This is a genomic window from Actinomycetospora rhizophila (assembly GCF_042657905.1).
Taxonomy (GTDB): domain Bacteria; phylum Actinomycetota; class Actinomycetes; order Mycobacteriales; family Pseudonocardiaceae; genus Actinomycetospora; species Actinomycetospora rhizophila.
Genome location: NZ_JBHSKG010000002.1, coordinates 475928 through 496832, shown reverse-complemented (window position 1 = coordinate 496832; position 20905 = coordinate 475928). Strand labels below are relative to the sequence as shown.

Genomic DNA, 20905 nt, shown 5'->3' with positions numbered 1-20905 from the left:
GCTCAGAACGGGTGGAACGGACTACGACGAGCGGCCGCGCGCGATCAGGATGATCGCGATGATCGCGGCGAGGACGCCGGCGCCGATGCCCACGGGCGCGAGCCGCTTGAGCACGGCCTCCCGCGAGCTGTCGAGCAGGTCGATGGCCTCGACCTGCTGGCGACGCGGCTGGCTGGGCTGCGCCGCCGCCTCGCCGGCCGCGGCGGCCGCGTTGCCGGCGGACGCGCCGGGCTTGGCGCCCGTGTCGCCCTTGGCCGCCTCGGCGACGCTGGTGGGCATCGCCGCCGCCTGCGGGGCGCCCGAGCCCGCGGCGACGGGCGTGGGGGCCGCCGGCGCGCTGACCGGGGCGTCGCCGCCGGACACGGCGACGGACTCCGTGGCCGTCGGGCCGGTGCCGTTGCCGCCGGTCGAGCCGGTGTCGGACACGCTGGCCGCGCCCGACCCGCCCGCGCTGCTGCTGCCGAACTCGTCGGCGAGGCAGGACGCGAACTGGCCGAGGATCTTGTCGCCGACGTCGGACATGACGCCGCGGCCGAACTGCGCCGGCTTGCCGGTCACCTGCATCTCGGTGAGGACGTTGACCTTCGTCTTGCCGCCCTCGTCGGTCATCGTCAGCGTCGCCTTGGCCGACGCGGTGCCGTTGCCCCGCGAGTCGCGGCCCTGGGCGTCGACGACGACCTTGTGGTTGGTCTTGTCGCGCTCGACGAAGGTGCCCTTGCCCTTGTAGGTCATCGAGATGGGGCCGAGCTTGACCTTCACGGTGCCCGTGAAGTCATCGCCCTCGTGCGAGTCGAGCGTCGCGCCCGGGAAGCACGGCGTGACCTTCTCCGGGTCGTTCAGGGCGTCGAACACGGTGTCGATGTCCACCGGGACGGTGAACTCGTTCTCGAGCTTCACTGGCGTACCTCCTGGGAGGGTGCGGTTCACGACGGAGGCCCGCCCCCGCGGGTGCGGGAGCGGGCCGGCGTCGTGACGATCGGTCGTCGTCGGTCGGCGGGACTCAGCCCGCGGCTGCGAGGACGGCCCGACCGGTGAGCACCCGGGCGAGGTGCTCGCGGTAGTCGGAGCCGGCGTCCGCGTCCGCGGTCGGGCTGGTGCCCTCGGCGGCGGCCTGGGCGGCCTTGCGGACATTCTCCTCGGTCGCGGACTGCCCGACCAGGGCCGACTCCACACCGCGGGCGCGCACCGGGGTGCCCGCCATGTTGGTGAGGCCGATGCGGGCCTCGGAGATCGTGCCCCCGTCGACCTTCACGGTGGCGGCGACCGCGACGATCGACCAGGCCTGGGCGACCCGGTTGAACTTCTCGTACCGCGCGCCCCAGCCGGTGTACTTCGGGAAGCGGATCTGCGTGAGGAGCTCACCCTCGCCGATGGCGGTGGTGAAGTAGTCCTCGAAGAAGTCCGCCGCCCCGACCGTGCGGGTGCCGTTCGGGCCGGCGATGACGAACTGCGCGTCGAGGGCCAGCGCCGGCGCGGCGAGGTCGCCGGCCGGGTCGGCGTGGGCCAGGGCCCCGCCGAGCGTGCCCCGGTGGCGGACCTGCGGGTCCGCCACCGTCTTCGTCGCCTCCTGGATGAGGGCGACGTGCTGACGCAGGGTGTCGTCACGGGCGACGTCGTGGTGCGACGTCATCGCGCCGACGACGACCTCGTTGCCCTCCTCGCGGACGCCCTTGAGCTCCGCGATCCCGCCGAGGTCGATGATCAGCGACGGGTCGGCCATCCGGAGCCGGAGCACCGGGAGCAGGCTCTGGCCGCCGGCCAGGAGCTTGGCGTCGTCGCCGCCGTCGCGCAGGGCCTGGACCGCCTCCTCGACGGTGGTCGGCCGGACGTAGTCGAACTGGGCCGGGATCACGTGTGTCCTCCCTGGGTGTCGCCCCTCGAGATGTCGCTGGCGGTGGAGCCGAGGCCGGCACCGGGCGAGGCCACGTTCGCCTCGTCGGCGCGCCCGGCGTGACCCGAGGCGTTCTGGATCGCGGTCCAGACGCGGTACGGGGTCGTGGGCATGTCGATGTCCTTGACACCGAGGTGCCGGATCGCGTCGAGCACCGAGTTCACGACCGCCGGCGTGGAGGCGATCGTCCCGGCCTCGCCGACGCCCTTGACCCCGAGCGGGTTGGTGGTCGACGCGGTCGTGGTGTTCGCGGTGTCGAAGCTGATCAGGTCGGCCGCCGTGGGCAGCGTGTAGTCGACCAGCGTGCCCGAGAGCAGCGTGCCCTGGTCGTCGTACGCGGCCTCCTCGTACAGGGCCTGCGCGATGCCCTGCGCGAGACCGCCGTGAACCTGGCCCTCGACGATCAGCGGGTTGATCACGTTGCCGACGTCGTCCACGCAGACGTACTTGTACAGCGAGACGAAGCCGGTCTCGGTGTCGACCTCGACCGCCGAGAGGTGCGTGCCGTGCGGGAACGAGAAGTTCTCCGGGTCGAACGTCGCGTGGGCGTCGATGTCGGGCTCGATGCCCTCGGGGTAGTCGTGGGCGGCGAACACCGCGAGCGCGATGTCCTGGATGCCCACACCCTTGTCGGTGCCCTTGACCGTGAACTTCCCGCCCGAGAACTCGAGGTCGCCCTCGGAGGCCTCCAGCATGTGCGCGGCGATCGGCTTGGCCTTCTCGATGACCTTCTCGGCCGCCTTGACCACGGCGATGCCGCCGACCGCGAGCGAGCGCGAGCCGTAGGTGTCGAGGCCCTTGTACGACGACTGCGTGTCGCCGTGGAGGATCTCGACGTCGTCGAACGGCACGCCGAGCTGGTCGGCGACGATCTGCGAGAACGCGGTCTCGTGGCCCTGCCCGTGGGGGCTGACGCCGACGACGACCTCGGCCTTGCCGGTGGGCTGCATCCGGATGGACGCGGTCTCCCAGCCGCCGGCGCCGTAGTCGAGCGAGCCGAGCACGCGGGACGGGGCCAGGCCGCACATCTCGGTGAAGGTCGAGATGCCGATGCCGAGCTGCTTGACGTCGCCGCGCTGACGACGCTCCTGCTGCTCACGCCGCAGGCCGTCGTAGTCGAACATCTGCTTGGCCTGCTCGGTGGCCGCCTCGTAGTTGCCCGTGTCGTAGGTCAGCGTGCTGACCGTGGTGAACGGGAACTCGTCGTGCTTGATCCAGTTCTTCTCGCGGAACTCGAGCGGCTCGATGCCGAGCTCGAGGGCGACCTCGTCCATCATCCGCTCGATGCCGAAGGTGGCCTCCGGACGACCGGCGCCGCGGTACGCGTCGGTGAGCGTCTTGGTGGTGAAGACGTTGGTGCAGTCGAACCGGTACGCCGGGATCTTGTAGATCGCGTTGAACATGAACGCGCCGAGGATCGGCACGCCCGGGCCGACGAGGCCGAGGTAGGCGCCCATGTCGGCGATGAGCTTCACGTCCAGACCGGTGATCTGCCCGTCCTTCGTGACGGACATGGCCAGCTCCTGCACCTGGTCACGGCCGTGGTGGGCCGTGAGCAGCGACTCGGAGCGGGTCTCGGTCCACTTGACCGGCTTGCCCAGCTTGCGGGCCACCAGCAGCGTGAGGACCTCCTCGGGCGCGACGGCGATCTTGCCGCCGAACCCGCCGCCGACGTCCGGCGCGATGACGCGGATCTTGTGCTCGGGCAGGCCGAGCGTCAGCGCGAGCATCGTCTTGAGGATGTGCGGCACCTGGGTGGACGACCACATCGTCAGCTGCTCGCTGTTGGGGTCGACCACCGTGGAGCGCGGCTCCATGAACACCGGCACGAGGCGCTGCTGCCGGAAGCGGCGGCGCACGACGATCTGGTCGTCGTCCGACTCCGCCTTCTTCAGCGCCTCGGCGACGTCGCCGCCCGAGCCCGCCTCGCCGGAGTCGAACACCCACTGCGCGTTCGCGTTGGTGCCGATCTCGGGGTGCACGAGGGTGGCGCCGTCCTTGAGCGCCTCCTCCATGTCGAGGACCGGCTCGAGCTCCTCGTAGTCGACCTCGACGAGCTCGGCGGCGTCCTTGGCGATCGCCGCGCTGCGGGCGACGACCACCGCGACGCCCTCGCCGGCGAAGTTGACGCGGCTGCCCGCGAGCGCCGGGCGCTGCGGGGACTTCATGTCCTTGGTGATCGGCCAGGCGCAGGGCAGCTGCACCTGGTCGGCGCCGATGTCGGCCGCCGAGTACACCGCGACGACGCCGGGGACCTGCTTGGCCGCCGACGTGTCGATGCCCTTGATGTTCGCGTGGGCGAACGGGCTGCGGACGATCGAGAGGTGCAGCAGGCCGGTGAGGGCCTGGTTGTCGACCCAGCGGGTGCGCCCCGTGATGAGTCGACGGTCCTCCTTGCGCCGCCGGTCCCGCCCGATCTCGGGGGCCGGGGTGCTCGGGTTCTCCGTCGTCGTCATCAGGCGCCACCCCCGGCCACGGGCTGGGCGGAGGACTGCTGGGTGGCGGACGCGCCCGGCTTCATCTTCGAGGCGGCGTCCTGGACGGCGCGCACGATGTTCTGGTAGCCGGTGCAGCGGCAGAGGTTGCCCTCGATGCCTTCACGGATCTCGGTCTCCGACGGGTCGGGGTTGTCCCCGAGCAGGTCGATCGACTGCATGATCATGCCGGGCGTGCAGTAGCCGCACTGCAGGGCGTGGTTGTCGTGGAAGGCCTGCTGCATGGGGTGCAGCTGCCCGTCACGCTCGAGACCCTCGATGGTGAGGACCTCGGCACCGTTCGCCTGGACGGCCAGCACCGAGCAGGACTTCACGCTCATGCCGTCCAGGTGGACGGTGCAGGCCCCGCAGTTGCTCGTGTCGCAGCCGATCACCGTGCCCGTCTTGCCGAGTCGTTCCCGCAGGTACTGGACGAGCAGCATGCGGGGCTCGACGTCGTCCTCGTAGACGAGTCCGTCGACGGTGGTCCGGATGCGTGCCATGGACCTCTCCTCACTCGGCCGCCCGACGCGGTACCGGAGACCGACCGTCGTGCGCCGAGGACGTGGTGGCGTGTGCCTGAACCGCGCCTGCCACGGACGTGGCGAGCGCAGGTTGCCGACCACCTCCGGCGTGGTGGCCGACACATCACACCCCCCTCGCCGGACCAGCGCAACATCCACTGCGGCCCCGCGTGGTGGCCGTGAACACCCAGGTGGGACCCCGCCCCCGGCCGGTTTCCGCAGGCGCGGAACGATCGCGGTCGACGGGCCGATTCTGCGGCGGGACAGGCGCTGGGTGCGGGGATGCGCCGCCCGAAAGAGACCGGTCCAGGCAGTCCTGCCCCCCTCCGTTCGGAGGGGTGCAGCCGTCACGCGGAGCACACGCGACGCGACCGCCCGGAGCCGCTCCCGTCAGCCCGGCGACGACGTCGCCGCGCGGCCGGCCTCGAGGCGCGCCACCGGCACGCGGAACGGCGAGCAGGACACGTAGTCGAGCCCCGCACGGTGGAAGAAGTGGACCGAGTCCGGGTCCCCGCCGTGCTCGCCGCAGATGCCGAGCTTGAGGTCGTGGCGCACCTCGCGGCCGCGCCAGGACGCGATCTCGACGAGCTCCCCGACGCCCTCGGTGTCGAGCGACTCGAACGGCGACACCCCGAAGATCCCGCTCTCCAGGTACTCCGAGAAGAACGAGCTCTCGACGTCGTCGCGGGAGAAGCCCCACGTCGTCTGGGTGAGGTCGTTGGTGCCGAACGAGAAGAACTGCGCGGTCTCGGCGATCTGGGCGGCGACGAGGGCCGCGCGCGGCAGCTCGATCATGGTGCCGACCTGGTGCTCCACCGGCGCCCCGTCCACCGCCGACTCCGGCTCCGCGACCACCTCGGCGATCTCCGCGGCCACGGCCTGCAGCTCCTGCACGGTGCCGACCAGCGGCACCATGATCTCCGGGAGCACCGTGACGCCCTCGGCGGCCAGCGTCGCCGCGGCCCGCGTGATCGCCCGCACCTGCATGGCGAACAGCCCCGGCACCGCGATGCCCAGGCGGACCCCGCGCAGGCCGAGCATCGGGTTCTGCTCGTGCAGCCGGCGCACCTGGGCGAGCAGCTCCTCCTTCTCGTCGGTCAGCTCGCCCCGCTCGCGCGCGACGGCCACCTCCACCGACAGCTCGGTGTAGTCGGGCAGGAACTCGTGCAGCGGCGGGTCGAGCAGCCGGATCGTGACCGGCAGGCCCTCCATCGCGCGGTAGATCGCGGTGAAGTCCTCGATCTGCAGCGGGAGCAGGGCCGCCAGGCTCTTCTCCCGGTCCTCGCGGGTCTCGGCGAGCACCAGGTGCTCGACGAGCTCGCGGCGCTCCCCGAGGAACATGTGCTCGGTGCGGCACAGGCCGACGCCCTCGGCACCGAACGTGCGGGCGGTGGCGCAGTCCTCGCCGGTGTCGGCGTTGACCCGCACGCGCAGCCGGCGCACCCCGTCGGCGTGGCGCATGATCCGGTCGACGGCGGCCACCAGGTCGTCGTTCTCCGCCAGGCCGGTGGACCCCTCGAAGTACGACATCACCGGGCTCGCCACCACCGGGACCTCGCCCAGGTAGACCTCGCCGTTGGTGCCGTCGATCGACAGCATGTCGCCCTCGACCACCTCGCGGCCGTCCGGCAGCGTCAGCTTCTTCGCGCGGACGTCGACCTCGAGCTCCTCGGCGCCGCAGACCGCGGTCTTGCCCATGCCGCGCGCCACCACCGCGGCGTGGGAGGTGCGTCCGCCGCGGCTGGTGAGCACGCCCTGCGCGGCGATCATGCCGTCGAGGTCGTCGGGCGTGGTCTCCCGGCGCACCAGGATCACCTTCTCGCCGGCCTTCGCCCGGCGCACCGCGGTCGGGGAGTCGAACACCGCGGTGCCGCTGGCGGCGCCGGGCGAGGCGTTCATGCCCGTGGTCAGCCGCTCCTTGTCCGCGTCGCGGTCGAAGCGGGGGAACATCAGGTTGGCCAGCTGCGCGCCGGTGACCCGCTGGAGCGCCTCGTCCATGTCGATGAGGCCCTCGTCGACGAGCTGGACGGCGACGGTGAAGGCCGCGGCCGCGGTGCGCTTGCCCACGCGGGTCTGCAGCATCCAGAGCTTGCCGCGCTCGATGGTGAACTCGATGTCGCAGAGGTCCCGGTAGTGGTTCTCGAGCGTCGACATGATCTCGAGGAGGCGGTCGTAGGACGCCTTGTCGATCCGCTCGAGCTCAGTGAGGGGCAGGGTGTTGCGGATGCCGGCGACGACGTCCTCACCCTGGGCGTTCTGCAGGTAGTCGCCGTAGATGCCCCGGGCCCCCGACGCCGGGTCGCGGGTGAACGCGACGCCGGTGCCGGAGTCCATGCCCAGGTTGCCGAAGACCATGGAGCAGACGCTGACCGCGGTGCCGAGGTCCGCGGGGATGCGCTCCTGGCGGCGGTAGACGTGCGCGCGGGGCGAGTTCCACGACTCGAACACCGCGCGGACCGCGAGGTCCATCTGCTCGCGCGGGTCCTGCGGGAAGTCACGGTCGGCGTGCTCGCGGACGATGCCCTTGAACGTCTCCACCAGCGCGGCCAGGTCGCCGGCGTCGAGGTCGAGGTCGTTCTCCGTGCCCTTGGCCTTCTTCGCGGCGTCCAGCGCCTCGGCGAAGTGCTCGCCCTCGATGCCCAGCACCGTCGCGCCGAACATCTGCACGAGGCGGCGGTACGAGTCCCAGGCGAAACGGTCGTCGCCGGCCTGGGCGGCCAGCCCCTTCACCGACTCGTCGTTGAGCCCGACGTTGAGGACGGTCTCCATCATCCCGGGCATCGAGAACTTCGCCCCGGACCGCACCGACACCAGGAGCGGGTCGTCGGCCTGGCCGAGCGCCTTGCCCATCGCCTTCTCGAGCGCCACCAGGTGCTCGGTGACCTCGTCGGCCAGCCCGGGCGGCTCGCTGCCCTCGGCCAGGTAGACCCGGCAGGCCTCCGTGGTGATCGTGAACCCGGGCGGTACCGGCAGGCCGAGATTGGTCATCTCGGCCAGGTTGGCGCCCTTGCCGCCGAGCAGGTCCTTCTGGTCGCGGTCACCCTCGGCGAAGTCGTACACGAACTTGGTCATGAGGTGCGTTCCCGTCCCCCGGTGGTCCGACCGTGGAACTCTGGCACGCGGCGACCCGCCCGGACACGTCCGAGCGGCCGGGCCTGACCGGTCCAGTGCTGGGACGTCAGTCTCTTGACACGCGCCGCTTCCGGGCCCAGTCGTGGTACCAGGACGGCAGGCCGGGGGCGTCGAGCAGCCGCGCCGCGCGGTCGCGGTGGTGGTGGTAGATCGCGAAGACGTCGGCGACGGTGAGGCCGTGGCCGGGTTCCTCGGTGATCGTGACGGGGTCGCCGGCGGTGATCGTCCCGGGCGTGGCGACGCGGAGGTAGACGCCCGGTCTCGTGGCCGCGACGAACCGCCGGGGCATGGTGGGGTCGCCGGCGCGCAGGCCGAGCTTGAAGCACGGGATGCGGGGCTGGACGACCTCCAGCTCGGCGGTCCCGACGCGCCAGCGCTCGCCGATCACGGCGGTGCGCAGGTCGCGGCCGGCGGTGGTGAGGTTCTGGCCGAAGACCTGGTCGTCGATCCCGCCGAGCTGCTCGCGCCACCACGCGAGGTCCTCCGCGCCGTAGGCGTAGACCGACTTCTCCGGCCCGCCGTGGTGCACGCGGTCGGCCTGCTCGTCGCCGGCGAGGTTCTCCGGGCCGACCTCGACCGGCCCGTCGACGGGGAGCTTCCAGATCGCGGTGCTCGTCGTCTCGCCCGGTCTCGGCCCGGCGACCTCCTGCGGACGGCCGACGGCGACGGTGCGGATGATCATGTCGGCGCCTTCCCGGAGAGGTCGGGGCGCAGCGGGGCGAGCGTGCGGTGGCGCCACGCGCCCCACCAGAGCCCGGCGCCGTAGGCGAGGTCGTCGAGCCGGTGGGCGACGACGTGCCCGAGGGCGTCGCTCGACCCGGGCTCGCGGAACCGCCACCAGTCGGCGAGGCCTTCCGCGACGGCGGCGGCGAGGAGGGCGCGCCGGATCCGGCGGGAGACGAGCGCGCCGAGCACGGCCGCGGGCCACCAGTGCCGCGTCAGGGCTCCGGCGGCCTGCCAGAGCGCGCCCCCGAGCCCCCACGGCGCGAGCACCGCGGCGAGCCGCGCGGCGCGGAGGAGCTCGCGGGGCGTGTCAGCGGCGTGGCGCTGCAGACGTTGAGTGTCCGTGACGCCACGCGCTCGATCCTTGCCGCGGCGCGCGTCGTACAGGCCCTTGGCCAGCCGGACGGTGGCGACGAGCGTCACCGCGCCCGCCGCGGCCGTGCTCCAGCGCCGCTGGACGCCGAGGAGCGTCATGGCGGCGGCGGTCCACGGGGCGAGCGCGACCGGGGGCACGCGGCGCGGGTGGCGCAGGGCGAGCGGGGCGGCGCCGGTGCCGTAGAACGCCTTGCGGGTCAGCCAGGGGCCGACGGTGTCGCGGTGCTCGTGGGCGACCCGCGAGACGGGCTCGTAGCGCAGCCGCCAGCCCTCGCCGGCGAGGCGCCACACGAGGTCGACGTCCTCGGCGACGGGCATGTCCTCGGCGAACCCGGCGCCGAGGGCCGCGCGGCGCACCACCAGCGCGGCGCTGGGCACGTAGGCCACCCGCGAGCGCGCGGTCACCGGGGCGGGGCGGGCGCCGAGGTCGAGGCTGGAACGTCGCTCCTCGTAGCGCGCGACCACCCGGCGCGCGATCGAGCGGGGGGCTTTCCTGACGTTGAGTGTCAGCGTGGCGGCCACGCTGGCACCGGCGCCCGCCCCGGACCACGCCACGATGCGGGGGGCGGCGAGGCCGACGGCGGGGTCGGCGAGGTGGCCCAGGAGCGGGGCGAGCCAGCCGGGCTCGGGGACGACGTCGGAGTCGAGGAACGCGACGAGCTCGCCCGCCGACGCGGCGGCGCCGGTGTTGCGCGCGGCGGCCGGGCCCCGCGAGACGTCGTGCCGCACCACGCGCGCCCCGGTCGCGGCGGCGACCCGGGCCGTGGCGGCGGGGTCGGCGGACCCGTCGTCGACGACCACGACCTCGCCCACCCCGGAACCGGCCAGCGCCGCGAGGAGGCGTGCCAGCTCGCGGGGGCGGTCGCGCACGGGCACGACGACCGAGACCGCCGCGGCGTCCGGGGCGTCGGCGTGCGCCGGCTCCGGGTGCGCGACGCCGGCGTCGGTGAGCAGGCGGGCGAGCGCCGCGGACGTCGGGTCGCCGACCACCAGCCGGGCGTCGGCGGGCACGCCGGACGGGCCCGCGAGCCGCTCGTGCGCGACCCGCGAGAGGTGCAGCACGCGCGGCGGCGACCCGCCGACGAGCGTCCGCCCGCCGTCGACGCGCAGCACGCGGCGGTCGAGGACGACCGACCAGCCCTCGGGCAGGCGAGCGGGGCGCGCGGACGCATCGCGGGACGTGGAGGTGGCGATGGGCGGCGAGTCTAGGCAGCGCGGGCGCGGCGGTCAGCGACCGAGGACACGTCGCACGTCGTCGTCGGTGAGCTGGGCGAAGTCGTCGTAGACGTCGCCGACGGCCCGGAAGTCCTCGGGCACGAGCACGGCCACCACCTGATCGGCACGGTCCCGCAGGCGCTCCAACGACGGCGGCGAGGCGACGGGGACGCCGAGCAGGAGCCGCGCCGGGCCGGTCGCGGCGATCGCCCTGAGAGCCGCGCGCACCGTCATCCCCGTCGCGATCCCGTCGTCGACGAGCACGACCTCGCGGCCCGGCGCCCGCGCGCGCCAGCCCGCGCCGTAGGCCTCCTCGCGCCGCGCGGCCTCGTCCCGCTCGGCGGCGACGACGCCGGCGAGCGCCTCGGGGGTGAGGCCGGCGTGGCGCAGGGCCTGCTCGAACCACACCGGCTCGCCGTCCGCCGCGACCGCCCCGAGCCCGGCCTCCGGACGGCCCGGCGCGGTGATCTTGCGGGCGACGCCCACGTCGACCTCGGTACCCGCGCCCATCACCGCCGCGGCGGCGACCGCGACCGGCACCCCGCCGCGCGCCAGGCCGACGAGCAGCGGGCGCTCGAGCCCGGCCGCGGCGAGCTGCTCGCCGAGAGCGCGGCCGGCGGCGGCCCGGTCGGCGAAGGGGCGGGGCATCGCCGGTCAGCCTAGATCGCTCCGACGATCGACTTGGTGAGCTGGCTGAGCGCGACGGGCCGGGCGGGGGCGTCCTCGAGGCTCGCGGTGACGGCGACGAACGCCAGCTCGCGGGCGCGCCTGGTCAGCGTGCCGACCACACGGACCCGCCGGCCCCCCGGCGCCGGGCGCAGGTACTGCGTGGCGATCTGGTGGGTGACCGCGTGCTGCGCGGGCGTCAGCGTCGGCAGCACCGCGAGGTAGCCGGCGAGCTCGATCGCGGCGCCGAGCGCCGCGGCGTGGGCGGTGGCGGCGGGGGTGACGGCGAGTCCGGCGACGGGCAGGACGACACCGTCGAGCGGGGCGTGCGGGTCGACGAACTCGACGCCCAGCGCGTCGGGCAGTGCCACCGCGAGCGCGGCCTCGGCGCGGGCGAGGAGGTCGTCGCCGGCGAGCAGTCCGGTCATGGGCCCCGAGTGTCCGCCGGCCCCGTGAACGACGCGAGGACGGGCGTGGTCACGGGGATGATCGCGCCGTGACCCCGCGCATCACTCTGGCCGCGGTGGTGCGCCGGCTCAGGTGAGGCGGCCCGTCGTCTCGTCGACGGCCCAGCGCTCGACGGCGGTGACGAGCCCCGCGACCATCACCGACACGGTCTCCGCGCCCTCCGCCGCGCTCGCAGCGGTGGGGTCGCCGAGCACCCCGTTCGGGCTGACGTCGCGCACCGAGCCGGCGGCGATGGCCGGCATGAGCTCGCGCAGCGGCGCGGTGTTGCCGGGGGCGGCGAGGTCCTCGCGGACGGTGCCCGGGGCGAGCGCCAGCATCACCGCCGTCTCGTGGCGCCCGGCGTGGGCGTCGGCGCCCGGCACGCCGCACGGGAACCAGGCGACGTCGCGCCCCTCGGCCCGCAGCATCGGCACGGCGACGCGCAGGGCGCCGACGTTGCCGCCGTGCCCGTTGACGAGCACGAGCCGGCGGGCGAAGCGGCACGCCGAGCGACCGAGCTCGACGGTCACGGCGGCGAGGGTCTCGGTGCCGATCGACACGGTGCCGGGGAAGCCCTCGTGCTCGCCGGACGCGCCGTACGGCAGGGCCGGCGCGGTCGGCAGGCCGCTGCGGGCGGCCACGGTGGCCGCGACGGTGGTGTCGGTGCCCAGCGGCAGGTGCGGGCCGTGCTGCTCGGTGGCCCCGACCGGCACGAGCAGCACCGGCACGTCCTCGCACTCCGCCCACCGCGCGTCCCCCATCTGCACGCGCCCGACCCTATGTGAGCACTTTCCGGCCCTATAGCGCCGGAAAGTACTCACGTGACCGACCGGAGTACGTGAGCGAACTTCGGGGCTATGGCCCCGAAGTTCGCTCACGGATCGACTCGCCCGCGGCCGTGCCCTCGCGGACGGCGGCGTCGACGTCGCGGGGGGCGAGGCAGTCGCCGACGCGGACGACGGGCACGGCGACGTCCCCGAGCGACGGCACCTCGGGCGTCGGCGGGCCCGCGTGCACCACCCAGTCGGCGGGCCACGGCGTCACCGTGCCCGTGAGGTGCTCGAGCACGTCGACCACCAGCCCCTCGCGACACGCCACCACCACCCGGTCCGTGTGCTCCGCGACGCCCACCTCCGCCGCGCGCCGGCGCCAGCGCTCGCGGTCGAGGGTCGGGGCCAGCGCGTCCGCGGCCACGAGCGCCGGGGTCAGCGTCGCGACGTCGGCACCCCGGCGCGCCAGCAGCTCGGCCACCGAGGTCGCCGCGTGCCCCCGCCCGGCGTCGACGACCAGCACGCGCTCGCCCGGCGCCACCCGCCCCGCGAGGACGTCGGTGACGTCGACGACCCGCTCGAGCCCGCCCGCCCAGGACGGCAGCGCGGGGCGGGCGCCGGTGGCTAGCACGACGGCGTCGGCGTCCTCGACCGCGGTGACCGGCGTCCGCAGCCGCACGACGACCCCCAGGTCGCGCGCCTCGTGCGCCAGGTCGGCGACGAGGTTCGCCAGCTCCCGGCGCTCGGGGGCCCGGGACGCGAGCGCCAGCTGCCCGCCGAGGACGTCGGAGCGCTCGGCCAGCGTCACCGCGTGCCCGGACCGCGCCGCCGCGACCGCCGCCGCCAGCCCCGCGGGCCCGCCGCCGACCACGAGGACGCGCGCCGAGCCCGACACCGGTGCGGCCGTGACCGCCTCGCGGCCCGCGGAAGGGTTCACCGCGCATCCCAGTCGCTGGTTGAGGCCCACGCGCGCGATGCACTCCTGGTTGCACCCGATGCACCGGCGCACGCGGGCCCCGCGCAGCGCCTTCGCCGCGAAGGACGGGTCGGCGATCTGCCCCCGCACGACGCCGACGAGGTCGCACGACCCCGACGCGACGGCCTCGCGCGCCTGGGCCGGCGTCGTGAAGCGCCCGACCCCGATCACCGGCACCGACACCGCCGCCCGCACCGCCGATGGCACGTGCGCGGCGTAGCCCGCCGGGACGCCCATCGGCGGCTCGATCAGCGGCAGGGTCCGGGTGGCGACGCCGACGGCGGTGTTGACGTAGTCCACGAGCGGCTCGACGGCGACGGCGACCCGCACGGCGTCGGGCGTCCCCAGCCCGCCGGGCAGCCCCTCGTCGCCCTGCAGCCGCACCCCGAGCACCCGCTCCGGCCCGATCGCCGCGCGCACCGCGCGCAGCACCGCGGTCAGGAACGGCAGCGCCCGCGGCGAGCGCGCCGAGAACAACTGGCGGATCAGCGACGCCTGCGAGCACTGCACCTCGACGCCGTCGAGCCCGCCCGCCGCCACGTGCGACGCGACCAGCCCGAACCCGGTCACGAGCCGGTCGTAGTCCCCGGCGCCGAGGACCCGCGGCACCTCCCGGAACATCGGGTCGGGCTCGTCGTCGGCGCCGTCGACGGGGGCCCGCGAGTAGATCGACGACGACTGCCCGCCGTTGTGCCCGAGCTGCGCGAGCACCAGCGCGCCGTGCGCGTGCACCGCGTCGGCGATCGCCCGGTAGCCCGGCACCACGGCGGGGTCGGTGCCGTCGACGAGCTTCTCGTAGGGCCGGTCGGCGGGATCCACCGACTGCTCCTCGGTGATCACCAGCCCGGCGCCGCCCGCCGCCCGCGCGCCGTAGTAGGCCGCGTGCTGCGGGGTCGGGCGCCGCGCCACCGCCGCGTTCGTCAGGTGCGCGGGGAAGACGATCCGGTTCCGCGCCACGAGGGGCCCGAGCCGCACCGGCTCGCCGAGGACGCTCACGCCAGCAGCTCCCGCGCCGCCGCCCGGCCCTCGCGGATCGCCTCCGCGACGGTGCGCGGGGCCACGGCGTCGCCGACCGCGATCACCCCGGGACGCGACGGCAGCACCGGCGCCCGCCGCGGCCCGGCGTCGACGAGCACCGCCGCCGGCCACGACGACACCGCGCCGGTCACCACGTCGGCGACCGCCACCACGCCGTCGGCCCACCCGGTGACCGCCGACTCCGTCACCCGCCGCACCCCCGCCCGGGCGAGCCGCGCCTGGGCGTCGACGAGGTCGCCGGTGCGCGCCAGGCCCGGCCCGACGAGCAGGCCCGGCGCCACCACGGCGACCTCGCGCCCGTCGGCCGCCAATAGCTCGGCCATCGCCACCGCCGCCCCGTCGCCGACCGGGTCCTCGATCACCACGGGTCCCGGCGGCAGGCCGTCGCGCAGGGCCGCGGCGATCGGCGTCCCGCGGGCCGGACGGTCGACGCCGCCGGTCGCCAGCACGACCCGCCCCCACCCAGCGTCGAGATCGTGGTGGGTTTCCTGACGTTCAACGTCAGCATGGCCGCCAGGCTGGAACACCCCGTGCTCCGCGTCGACGTCCGCGGCGACACCGAAGGTCACCGCCACGCCCAGCGCCGCCAGCTCATCGGCGTACCAGTCGACGAGCCGCGCGAACCGCTCCCGCCCCGGCAGCCCGGCCACCCACCGCAGCAGCCCGCCCACCTGCTCGGAGCGTTCCACCAGCCGCACCGCACACCCCGCCCGCGCCAGCGTCCGCGCCGCTTCGAGCCCCGCCGGCCCCGCCCCGACCACGAGCACCGGCTCCACCGAGCGCCCGACCACCCGCTCCGGCACCTCCCGCGCCGCGACCGTGCAGGAGATCCGCGGATTGCGGACGTCGCGCACCCGGCACTGCTGGTTGGTCAGCACGCAGGGCCGCGGGGCGAATCCGGCGCGGACCAGGGCGACGAGGTCGGCGTCGGCGAGCTGGGCGCGGGTCATCTCGACGAGGTCGGCGTCCCCGGACGCCAGCACGGCCTCGGCGAGCTCGACGTCGACGACGCTGCCCGCCAGCACCGTCGCCACGCCCGGGACCCGCACCTCGCGACAGGACGCCCGCAGGAACCCCGGCGCCGTGTGCGCGTCCGGCCGCGTCGCGCCGACCGTGAGCGCCGACCCCCGCACGGGCACGACGAGGTCGACCAGACCCGCCACCCGGGCCACGACGGACGCGGCGGACGACGCCGTGATCCCCGCCCACGGCGCCAGCTCGTCCACGGTCAGCCGCAGGCCCACGACGGCGTCGGGACCGACGGCCGCCCGCACCGCCGTCAGCACCTCGACCAGCAGCGACGCCCGGTCCGCGCCGTACGCGTCGTCACGCACGTTGGTCAGCCCGGACAGGAACTGGCGCAGCAGCGCGTGCTGGCCGGCCTGGATCTCCACCCCGTCGCAGCCGGCCTCGACGGCCGAGGCGGCGGCCGTCGCGAACCCCGCCACCACGGCAGCGATCCCGGCCATCGACAGGACCGCCGGCACCTCCCCGCTCGCCGGGTCCGGCACCGCCGACGGTGCCCAGAGCGGGCCCCGGGTGTACGCCGAGGAGCCCTGCCCGCCCGCGTGCCCGAGCCCCGCGAGCACGAGCGTCCCGTACGGCCGGCAGGCGTCGACGACACCGGCCCACCCGTCGGCGCACGAGGAGGCCAGCGGCGCGTCCTCGTACGGATGGTCCTCGGCCACGACCGACGCGACCTCGGTGACGACGACCCCGGCACCCCCGGCGGCGCGGGCGCGGTAGTGCGCCACGTGGCCGGGGCCGAGCGCGCGGGGCCGGTGCGGATCGGCGAGGTGGGTGACGTGGGGACCGAACAGCACCCGGCTCGGCGCGGTGCGCCGGCCGAGCCCGATCTCCTCGCCCAGCACCTGCGGCACGGTAGTCGCGCCCCGGACGACGGGGCGGGAGACGTCTAGATTGTCCGGTATGACCGGTGACCTCAAGGCGGGCGACGCCGACCGGGAGGCCGTCGCCGAGATCCTCCGTACCGCGCTCGGCGAGGGCCGCCTCGAGCTCACCGAGGTCGACGAGCGCCTCGCGCAGGTCTACGCGGCGCGGACGTACGCCGAGCTCGAGCCCCTCGTCGCCGACCTCCCGGCGACGCTCCCCTGGGAACGACGGGTCGCGACGACCGACGAGAAGCCCCTGGTCATCACCGCGGGCTGGTCGAGCGAGAAGCGCACGGGGGCCTGGCGGGTGCCGTCGCGCATCGTCGCCGAGGCGGCGATGTCGGACGTCAAGCTCGACTTCCGCGAGGTCTCGACGTCGCTGCCGCGCATCGACCTCGAGATCAAGGGCGGGATGGGCAGCGTCGTGCTGGTGCTACCCGAGGGCTGGTCGGTGGACACCGACGAGCTGCGCTCGGCCTGGGGCACGGTGAAGAACCGCCACCAGGCGCAGGCGGCGCCGGGTCGCCCGACGATCCTGGTCACCGGCTCGATCGGCATGGGGACGTTCAAGACCCGCGGGGCCTGGTTCTACGAGTAGGTCACCCCATCGTGACCGAAATCGGTCACGGAGCGCCCACCACGATCACACTGCGTGGTGACGTTACCCGTCTGTGACGTGGTCGACGGTCCTCCCCGGTCGCGTTTCGCAGTCGGAGCCCACGAGGTACCGGTGGGGTTGGCCCGCGGCCGAGCACCACCACGCCACCGATCGCCCGGGCCGAGGGAGGGACGCCGGTGATCGGCAGCGCGACAGGGGCCACACAGGAGCTCCCGACCCCGGTCGGGCCGCAACGCGTCCGCGAGGCCCGCCTCGAGCACGTCTTCGAGCGCACCGCCGACCTTTCCCCCGAGGCCACCGCGATCGAGCACGAGGGGCGGCCGACGAGCTACGCCGACCTCGACGCCCGCGCGAACCAGCTCGCGCACGTCCTGCACGACCGCGGCGTGCGCCCCGGCGGCCGGGTCGCGCTGTTCCTCGAGCGCTCGCCGGAGACCTACGTCGCGCTGCTCGCCACCCTCAAGGCCGGCGCCGCGTTCGTCCCGATCGACCCCGAGTCGCCCGCCGACCGCGTCGGTTACGTGCTCGAGGACGCCGACGTCGACCTGGTGCTGACCTCCGACGCGCTCAGCCGGACGCCCCTCGAGCGCCCCTGGATCGCCGTCGACGCCGAGGCCGCCATGATCGACCGCGCGTCGATGCGGCGTCCCGACGGCCGCGGCCCGCCCGGGGACGACGACCCCGCCGCGTACGTCATCTACACCTCCGGCTCGAGCGGGCGCCCCAAGGGCGTCGAGGTCGCGCAGTCGAGCATCACCAACTTCGTCGCCGTCGTGCCCACCGTCTACGACGTCCGCCCCGACGACCGGGTGCACCAGGGCATGACCGTCTCCTTCGACTTCTCGATCGAGGAGATCTGGCCGACGTGGGCGGTCGGCGCCACGCTGGTGATCGGCCCGAACGACGAGCGCCGTCTCGGCGCCGACCTCGCCGACCACCTCGAGCGCGCCCGCGTCAGCGTCCTCTACGCCGTCCCCACGCTGCTCGCGACGATCCCCCGCGACCTGCCCGGCGTGCGCAGCGTCCTCGTGGGCGGCGAGGCCTGCCCCGCCGAGATCGTCGAGCGCTGGGCGCGCCCCGGGCGCCGGATGCTCAACACCTACGGCCCCACCGAGGCCACCGTCACCGCCACCTGGTGCGAGCTGGTGCCGGGCCGGCCGGTGACGATCGGGCGCCCGCTGCCGACCTACGGCGTCGAGCTCCTCGACCCCGACGGCACCGGGTACCGCCAGGTCGCCCCCGGCGAGGTCGGCGAGATCGCCCTCGCCGGGCCGGGCGTCGCCCGCGGCTACGTCGGGATGCCCGAGAAGACCGCCGAGAAGTTCGTCGCCCACCCCGCCGGCGGCGCCACCGTCTACCGCACCGGCGACCTGGGCCGCTGGACCGCCGACGGCGAGGTCGAGTACCTGGGCCGCGCGGACGCCGAGGTCAAGGTCCGCGGGCACCGCGTCGACCTCGGCGAGATCGAGAGCGTGCTGCTCGCCGACCCGGGCGTCGGCAGCGCGGTGGTGGCCCTGCACGAGGGCGACCTCGCGGCCTACGTCGTCAGCGACGACACCGAGGAGGCCCTGGCCGCCCGCCTCACCGAGCTCACCCGCGACCGCCTGCCCGCCTACATGATCCCGACGACCCTCGACCTCCTCGCGACGCTGCCGACGCAGGCCAGCGGCAAGGTCGATCGCTCCGCGCTCCCGCCGCCCGCGGGCCGGCGCCTGGTCGCGGCCACCGGGCCCGTCGTGGCGCCCGTGGGCGAGCTCGAGGAGGACCTCGCCGCGATCTGGGCCGAGGCCACCGGCATCCCGGCCGCCGAGCTCTCGGTCGAGGCCGACTTCTTCGACGACCTCGGCGGACACTCCCTGCTCGCCGCCACCACCGTGACGCTGATGCGCGAGCGCGGGGTCGGCGGCAGGGCGGGCGGGGGTGTCGCCGTCCGCGACCTCTACGCCCACCCGAGCGTGCGCGCCCTCGCCGCCCACCTCGCGAGCGCCGGCGCCGGCGAGGCGACCGCGGCCGCCGCCCGCCCCGGACCGATCCGCCACTCCGGACGCCGGGTGGCCGCGGCCGGCGCGGCCCAGGCCGTCCTGATCTACCTGCTGCTGCTCGCGGTCACGCTGCCGCTGAGCTGGGTGTACACGGCCAACGACGGCACGGTGTCGACGGGCGTGCTCGCGCAGGTCCTCGCGGCCGGCGCCGCGGCGTGGCTCGGCGTGCGCTGGGTCCTGCCCGTGCTGCTCGCCCGCCCGCTGGCCGCGGGCCTGCGCCCCGGCCGCTACCGGCTCTGGGGGCCCACCTACCTGCGCCTGTGGACCCTCGACCTCGTCCTGCGCCAGGCGCCGCTGCCGGTGCTCGCCGGGTCGCCGTTCCTCGCGCCCTACCTGCGCCTGCTCGGCGCCCGCGTCGGGCGCCGCGTCCACGTCGCGGCCAGCGACATCACCCTGCCCCGCCTGCTGCACCTCGACGACGACGTCGCCGTGGGCTACGGCGCGGTGCTGCACGCGTGGGCGGTCGAGGACGGCTGGGTCGTCGTCGGCCCCGTGCACCTCGATCGCCGCGCGGTCGCCGGCGCGAACAGCGTGCTCTCCCCCGGCAGCCGCATCGCCGAGCGCGGGATGCTCGCCGAGCAGTCCGCGCTCGGGCGCGACGAGGTCGTCCCGCCGGACACGACGTGGGCCGGCTCGCCGCCCCAGGAGGTCACCGGCCAGGACGCCGCGCTCGCGGCGATGCGCGCGGCCGGCCCGCTGCCGGGCTGGAAGGCGCGCCACCTGCCGGGCGCGCTGGCCGGGCTGGTCGGCCTCGAGCTCGCCGCGGTGCTCATGGTCGTGCCGTCGGTGCTGGTCGTGTGGGGTGCGCTGCTCGCCGCGGGCGTGCTCGCCGGGCTCGCCGCGACGCTCGTCGCCGGGCCGGTGTTCGTGCTGACGGTGTGCGGCGTGGTCGCCCTCGGACGCCGCCTCGTGCTGCCCCGCACGCCCGTCGGCATCCACCCGGTGCGCTCGCCGCTCGGGCTGCGCAAGTGGGTCGCCGACGCGCTGCTGGCCTACAGCCTCGCGTTCACCAACACGCTCTACGCGACGCTCTACACCGTGCCGTGGCTGCGGCTGCTCGGCGCGAAGGTGGGGGACGGCGCGGAGGTCTCGACGGCCGCCCACCTCGACCCCGACCTGCTCACGCTCGGCGACCACAGCTTCGTCGCCGACATGGCGAGCGTCGGCGCCGCCACCTACGCCGACGGCCGGATGCTGCTGCGCCCGACCCGCGTGGGCGACCGCGCGTTCGTCGGCAACGCCGCCCTCGTCCCGTCCGGCGTCGGGACCGGCGACGGGTCGCTGGTCGGCGTGCACACCGTGCCTCCGCCCGAGGGCGTCCCCGACGACTCGTCCTGGCTGGGCTCGCCCGCGATGCACCTGCCCCAGCGGCAGGACTCCGGCGACTTCGCCGAGGAGGACACGGTCCGCCCGGGCCGGCGGCGGGTGCGCCAGCGCCTCGCCGTCGAGTTCGTCCGGGCCACGCTGCCCGCGTCGCTGCTCGGCATCGGGCTCTACCTGTACCTGCTGGCCCTGTCGCTGGTCGCCCGCGGCCGCGACCTGCTGCCGGTCGCCCTCGTCGCGCCCCTGATCGCGCTGGCGGCGAGCACCGCGGTCGTCGCCTACGTGGTGGCGGTCAAGCGCCACGTCGCCGGCACCTACCGGCCCCGGGTCGCGCCGCTGTGGGACCCGTTCGTCCGGCGGACCGAGCTCGTCACCGGGCTCTACGAGGCGGCCGCGGTGCCGACGCTGCTCGGGATGCTCACGGGCACCCCGTTCCTGCCGGTCGCCCTGCGCCGCTTCGGCGCGCGCATCGGGCGGCGCACCTGGATCGCGACGACGTACCTCACCGAGTTCGACCTCGTCGAGATCGGCGACGACGCCGCCGTCGGCCCCGGGGTCTCGCTGCAGACCCACCTGTTCGAGGACCGCGTCATGAAGATGTCGACGGTCCGCGTGGCGCCCGGCGCGACCGTCGGCGCCCGGTCGGTGGTGCTCTACGACGCCACGGTCGGGGCGGACGTCGACCTCGACCGGCTCTCGCTGCTGATGAAGGGCGAGGAGCTCGGCGAGGGCGGCCGCTGGCGCGGCATCCCCGCCCGCGGCGTCGCCGAGCCCACGCCCTGATCCCCGGAAGGACCC

Annotated in this window: 14 protein-coding genes; 2 read left to right on the top strand and 12 right to left on the bottom strand. The window is 75.2% G+C overall.

Annotation, left to right across the window (positions count from 1 at the left end; translation table 11 throughout):
* Positions 1-21: 21 nt before the first annotated feature.
* The 12 genes from ACFPK1_RS06185 to ACFPK1_RS06130 all read right to left on the bottom strand — a co-directional run bounded on the left by ACFPK1_RS06185 (position 22) and on the right by ACFPK1_RS06130 (position 16102).
* Positions 22-897, bottom strand: coding sequence for an SRPBCC family protein (locus tag ACFPK1_RS06185; RefSeq protein WP_378020016.1), 876 nt, complete (start codon positions 895-897; stop codon positions 22-24).
* A gap of 103 nt (positions 898-1000) precedes the next feature.
* Positions 1001-1852, bottom strand: a complete 852-nt coding sequence (locus ACFPK1_RS06180; protein WP_378020015.1) for an FAD binding domain-containing protein — start codon at positions 1850-1852, stop codon at positions 1001-1003.
* Positions 1849-4347, bottom strand: a complete 2499-nt coding sequence (locus ACFPK1_RS06175; RefSeq protein ID WP_378020014.1) for a xanthine dehydrogenase family protein molybdopterin-binding subunit — start codon at positions 4345-4347, stop codon at positions 1849-1851. Before ACFPK1_RS06175 ends, ACFPK1_RS06180 begins: the two co-directional genes overlap by 4 nt.
* The gene (locus ACFPK1_RS06170; protein WP_133825742.1) at positions 4347-4868 is read right to left on the bottom strand and encodes a (2Fe-2S)-binding protein; all 522 of its coding nucleotides are present in this window, start codon (positions 4866-4868) and stop codon (positions 4347-4349) included. The genes ACFPK1_RS06175 and ACFPK1_RS06170 overlap by 1 nt, the downstream gene beginning before the upstream one ends.
* A 411-nt stretch (positions 4869-5279) precedes the next feature.
* Positions 5280-7961, bottom strand: coding sequence for a pyruvate, phosphate dikinase (gene ppdK / locus ACFPK1_RS06165; protein ID WP_378020013.1), 2682 nt, complete (start codon positions 7959-7961; stop codon positions 5280-5282).
* 106 nt (positions 7962-8067) lie between these two features.
* A complete protein-coding gene (locus ACFPK1_RS06160; protein ID WP_378020012.1) occupies positions 8068-8703 on the bottom strand; it encodes an MOSC domain-containing protein in 636 nt (211 codons plus the stop codon).
* Positions 8700-10232 (bottom strand): glycosyltransferase, encoded by a 1533-nt coding sequence (locus tag ACFPK1_RS06155; RefSeq protein ID WP_378020011.1) that lies wholly within the window; start codon positions 10230-10232, stop codon positions 8700-8702. Before ACFPK1_RS06155 ends, ACFPK1_RS06160 begins: the two co-directional genes overlap by 4 nt.
* Before the next feature lie 114 nt (positions 10233-10346).
* A complete protein-coding gene (locus tag ACFPK1_RS06150; RefSeq protein WP_378020010.1) occupies positions 10347-10982 on the bottom strand; it encodes a phosphoribosyltransferase in 636 nt (211 codons plus the stop codon).
* Positions 10983-10993: 11 nt separating this feature from the next.
* Positions 10994-11428 (bottom strand): PaaI family thioesterase, encoded by a 435-nt coding sequence (locus tag ACFPK1_RS06145; RefSeq protein WP_378020009.1) that lies wholly within the window; start codon positions 11426-11428, stop codon positions 10994-10996.
* Between the two features lie 108 nt (positions 11429-11536).
* Positions 11537-12208 carry a mycofactocin biosynthesis peptidyl-dipeptidase MftE gene (mftE, locus tag ACFPK1_RS06140; protein WP_378020274.1) on the bottom strand — a complete coding sequence of 224 codons (672 nt, stop codon included), beginning with the start codon at positions 12206-12208 and terminating at the stop codon, positions 11537-11539.
* A 94-nt stretch (positions 12209-12302) separates the two neighbouring features.
* A complete protein-coding gene (locus tag ACFPK1_RS06135) occupies positions 12303-14189 on the bottom strand; it encodes an oxidoreductase (protein WP_378020008.1) in 1887 nt (628 codons plus the stop codon).
* The gene (locus tag ACFPK1_RS06130) at positions 14186-16102 is read right to left on the bottom strand and encodes an oxidoreductase (RefSeq protein ID WP_378020007.1); all 1917 of its coding nucleotides are present in this window, start codon (positions 16100-16102) and stop codon (positions 14186-14188) included. Before ACFPK1_RS06130 ends, ACFPK1_RS06135 begins: the two co-directional genes overlap by 4 nt.
* Before the next feature lie 58 nt (positions 16103-16160).
* Here ACFPK1_RS06130 and ACFPK1_RS06125 point away from each other — a divergent pair, with 58 nt between their 5' ends.
* Both ACFPK1_RS06125 and ACFPK1_RS06120 read left to right on the top strand, forming a co-directional pair.
* Positions 16161-16721 (top strand): DUF1707 SHOCT-like domain-containing protein, encoded by a 561-nt coding sequence (locus ACFPK1_RS06125; protein WP_378020006.1) that lies wholly within the window; start codon positions 16161-16163, stop codon positions 16719-16721.
* A 197-nt stretch (positions 16722-16918) separates the two neighbouring features.
* Positions 16919-20890: a Pls/PosA family non-ribosomal peptide synthetase gene (locus tag ACFPK1_RS06120; RefSeq protein WP_378020005.1), complete on the top strand. Its 3972-nt coding sequence runs from the start codon at positions 16919-16921 to the stop codon at positions 20888-20890.
* The last annotated feature ends 15 nt before the right edge of the window (positions 20891-20905 follow it).

What these genes read in the sequence shown, in the direction of transcription:
- mftE (WP_378020274.1), bottom strand. Translation starts at nt 12,208, where the DNA reads ATGGGGGACGCGCGGTGGGCGGAGTGCGAGGACGTGCCGGTGCTGCTC.
- ACFPK1_RS06170 (WP_133825742.1), bottom strand. Translation starts at nt 4,868, where the DNA reads ATGGCACGCATCCGGACCACCGTCGACGGACTCGTCTACGAGGACGAC.
- ACFPK1_RS06150 (WP_378020010.1), bottom strand. Translation starts at nt 10,982, where the DNA reads ATGCCCCGCCCCTTCGCCGACCGGGCCGCCGCCGGCCGCGCTCTCGGC.
- ACFPK1_RS06160 (WP_378020012.1), bottom strand. Translation starts at nt 8,703, where the DNA reads ATGATCATCCGCACCGTCGCCGTCGGCCGTCCGCAGGAGGTCGCCGGG.
- ACFPK1_RS06175 (WP_378020014.1), bottom strand. Translation starts at nt 4,347, where the DNA reads ATGACGACGACGGAGAACCCGAGCACCCCGGCCCCCGAGATCGGGCGG.
- ppdK (WP_378020013.1), bottom strand. Translation starts at nt 7,961, where the DNA reads ATGACCAAGTTCGTGTACGACTTCGCCGAGGGTGACCGCGACCAGAAG.
- ACFPK1_RS06125 (WP_378020006.1), top strand. Translation starts at nt 16,161, where the DNA reads ATGACCGGTGACCTCAAGGCGGGCGACGCCGACCGGGAGGCCGTCGCC.
- ACFPK1_RS06145 (WP_378020009.1), bottom strand. Translation starts at nt 11,428, where the DNA reads ATGACCGGACTGCTCGCCGGCGACGACCTCCTCGCCCGCGCCGAGGCC.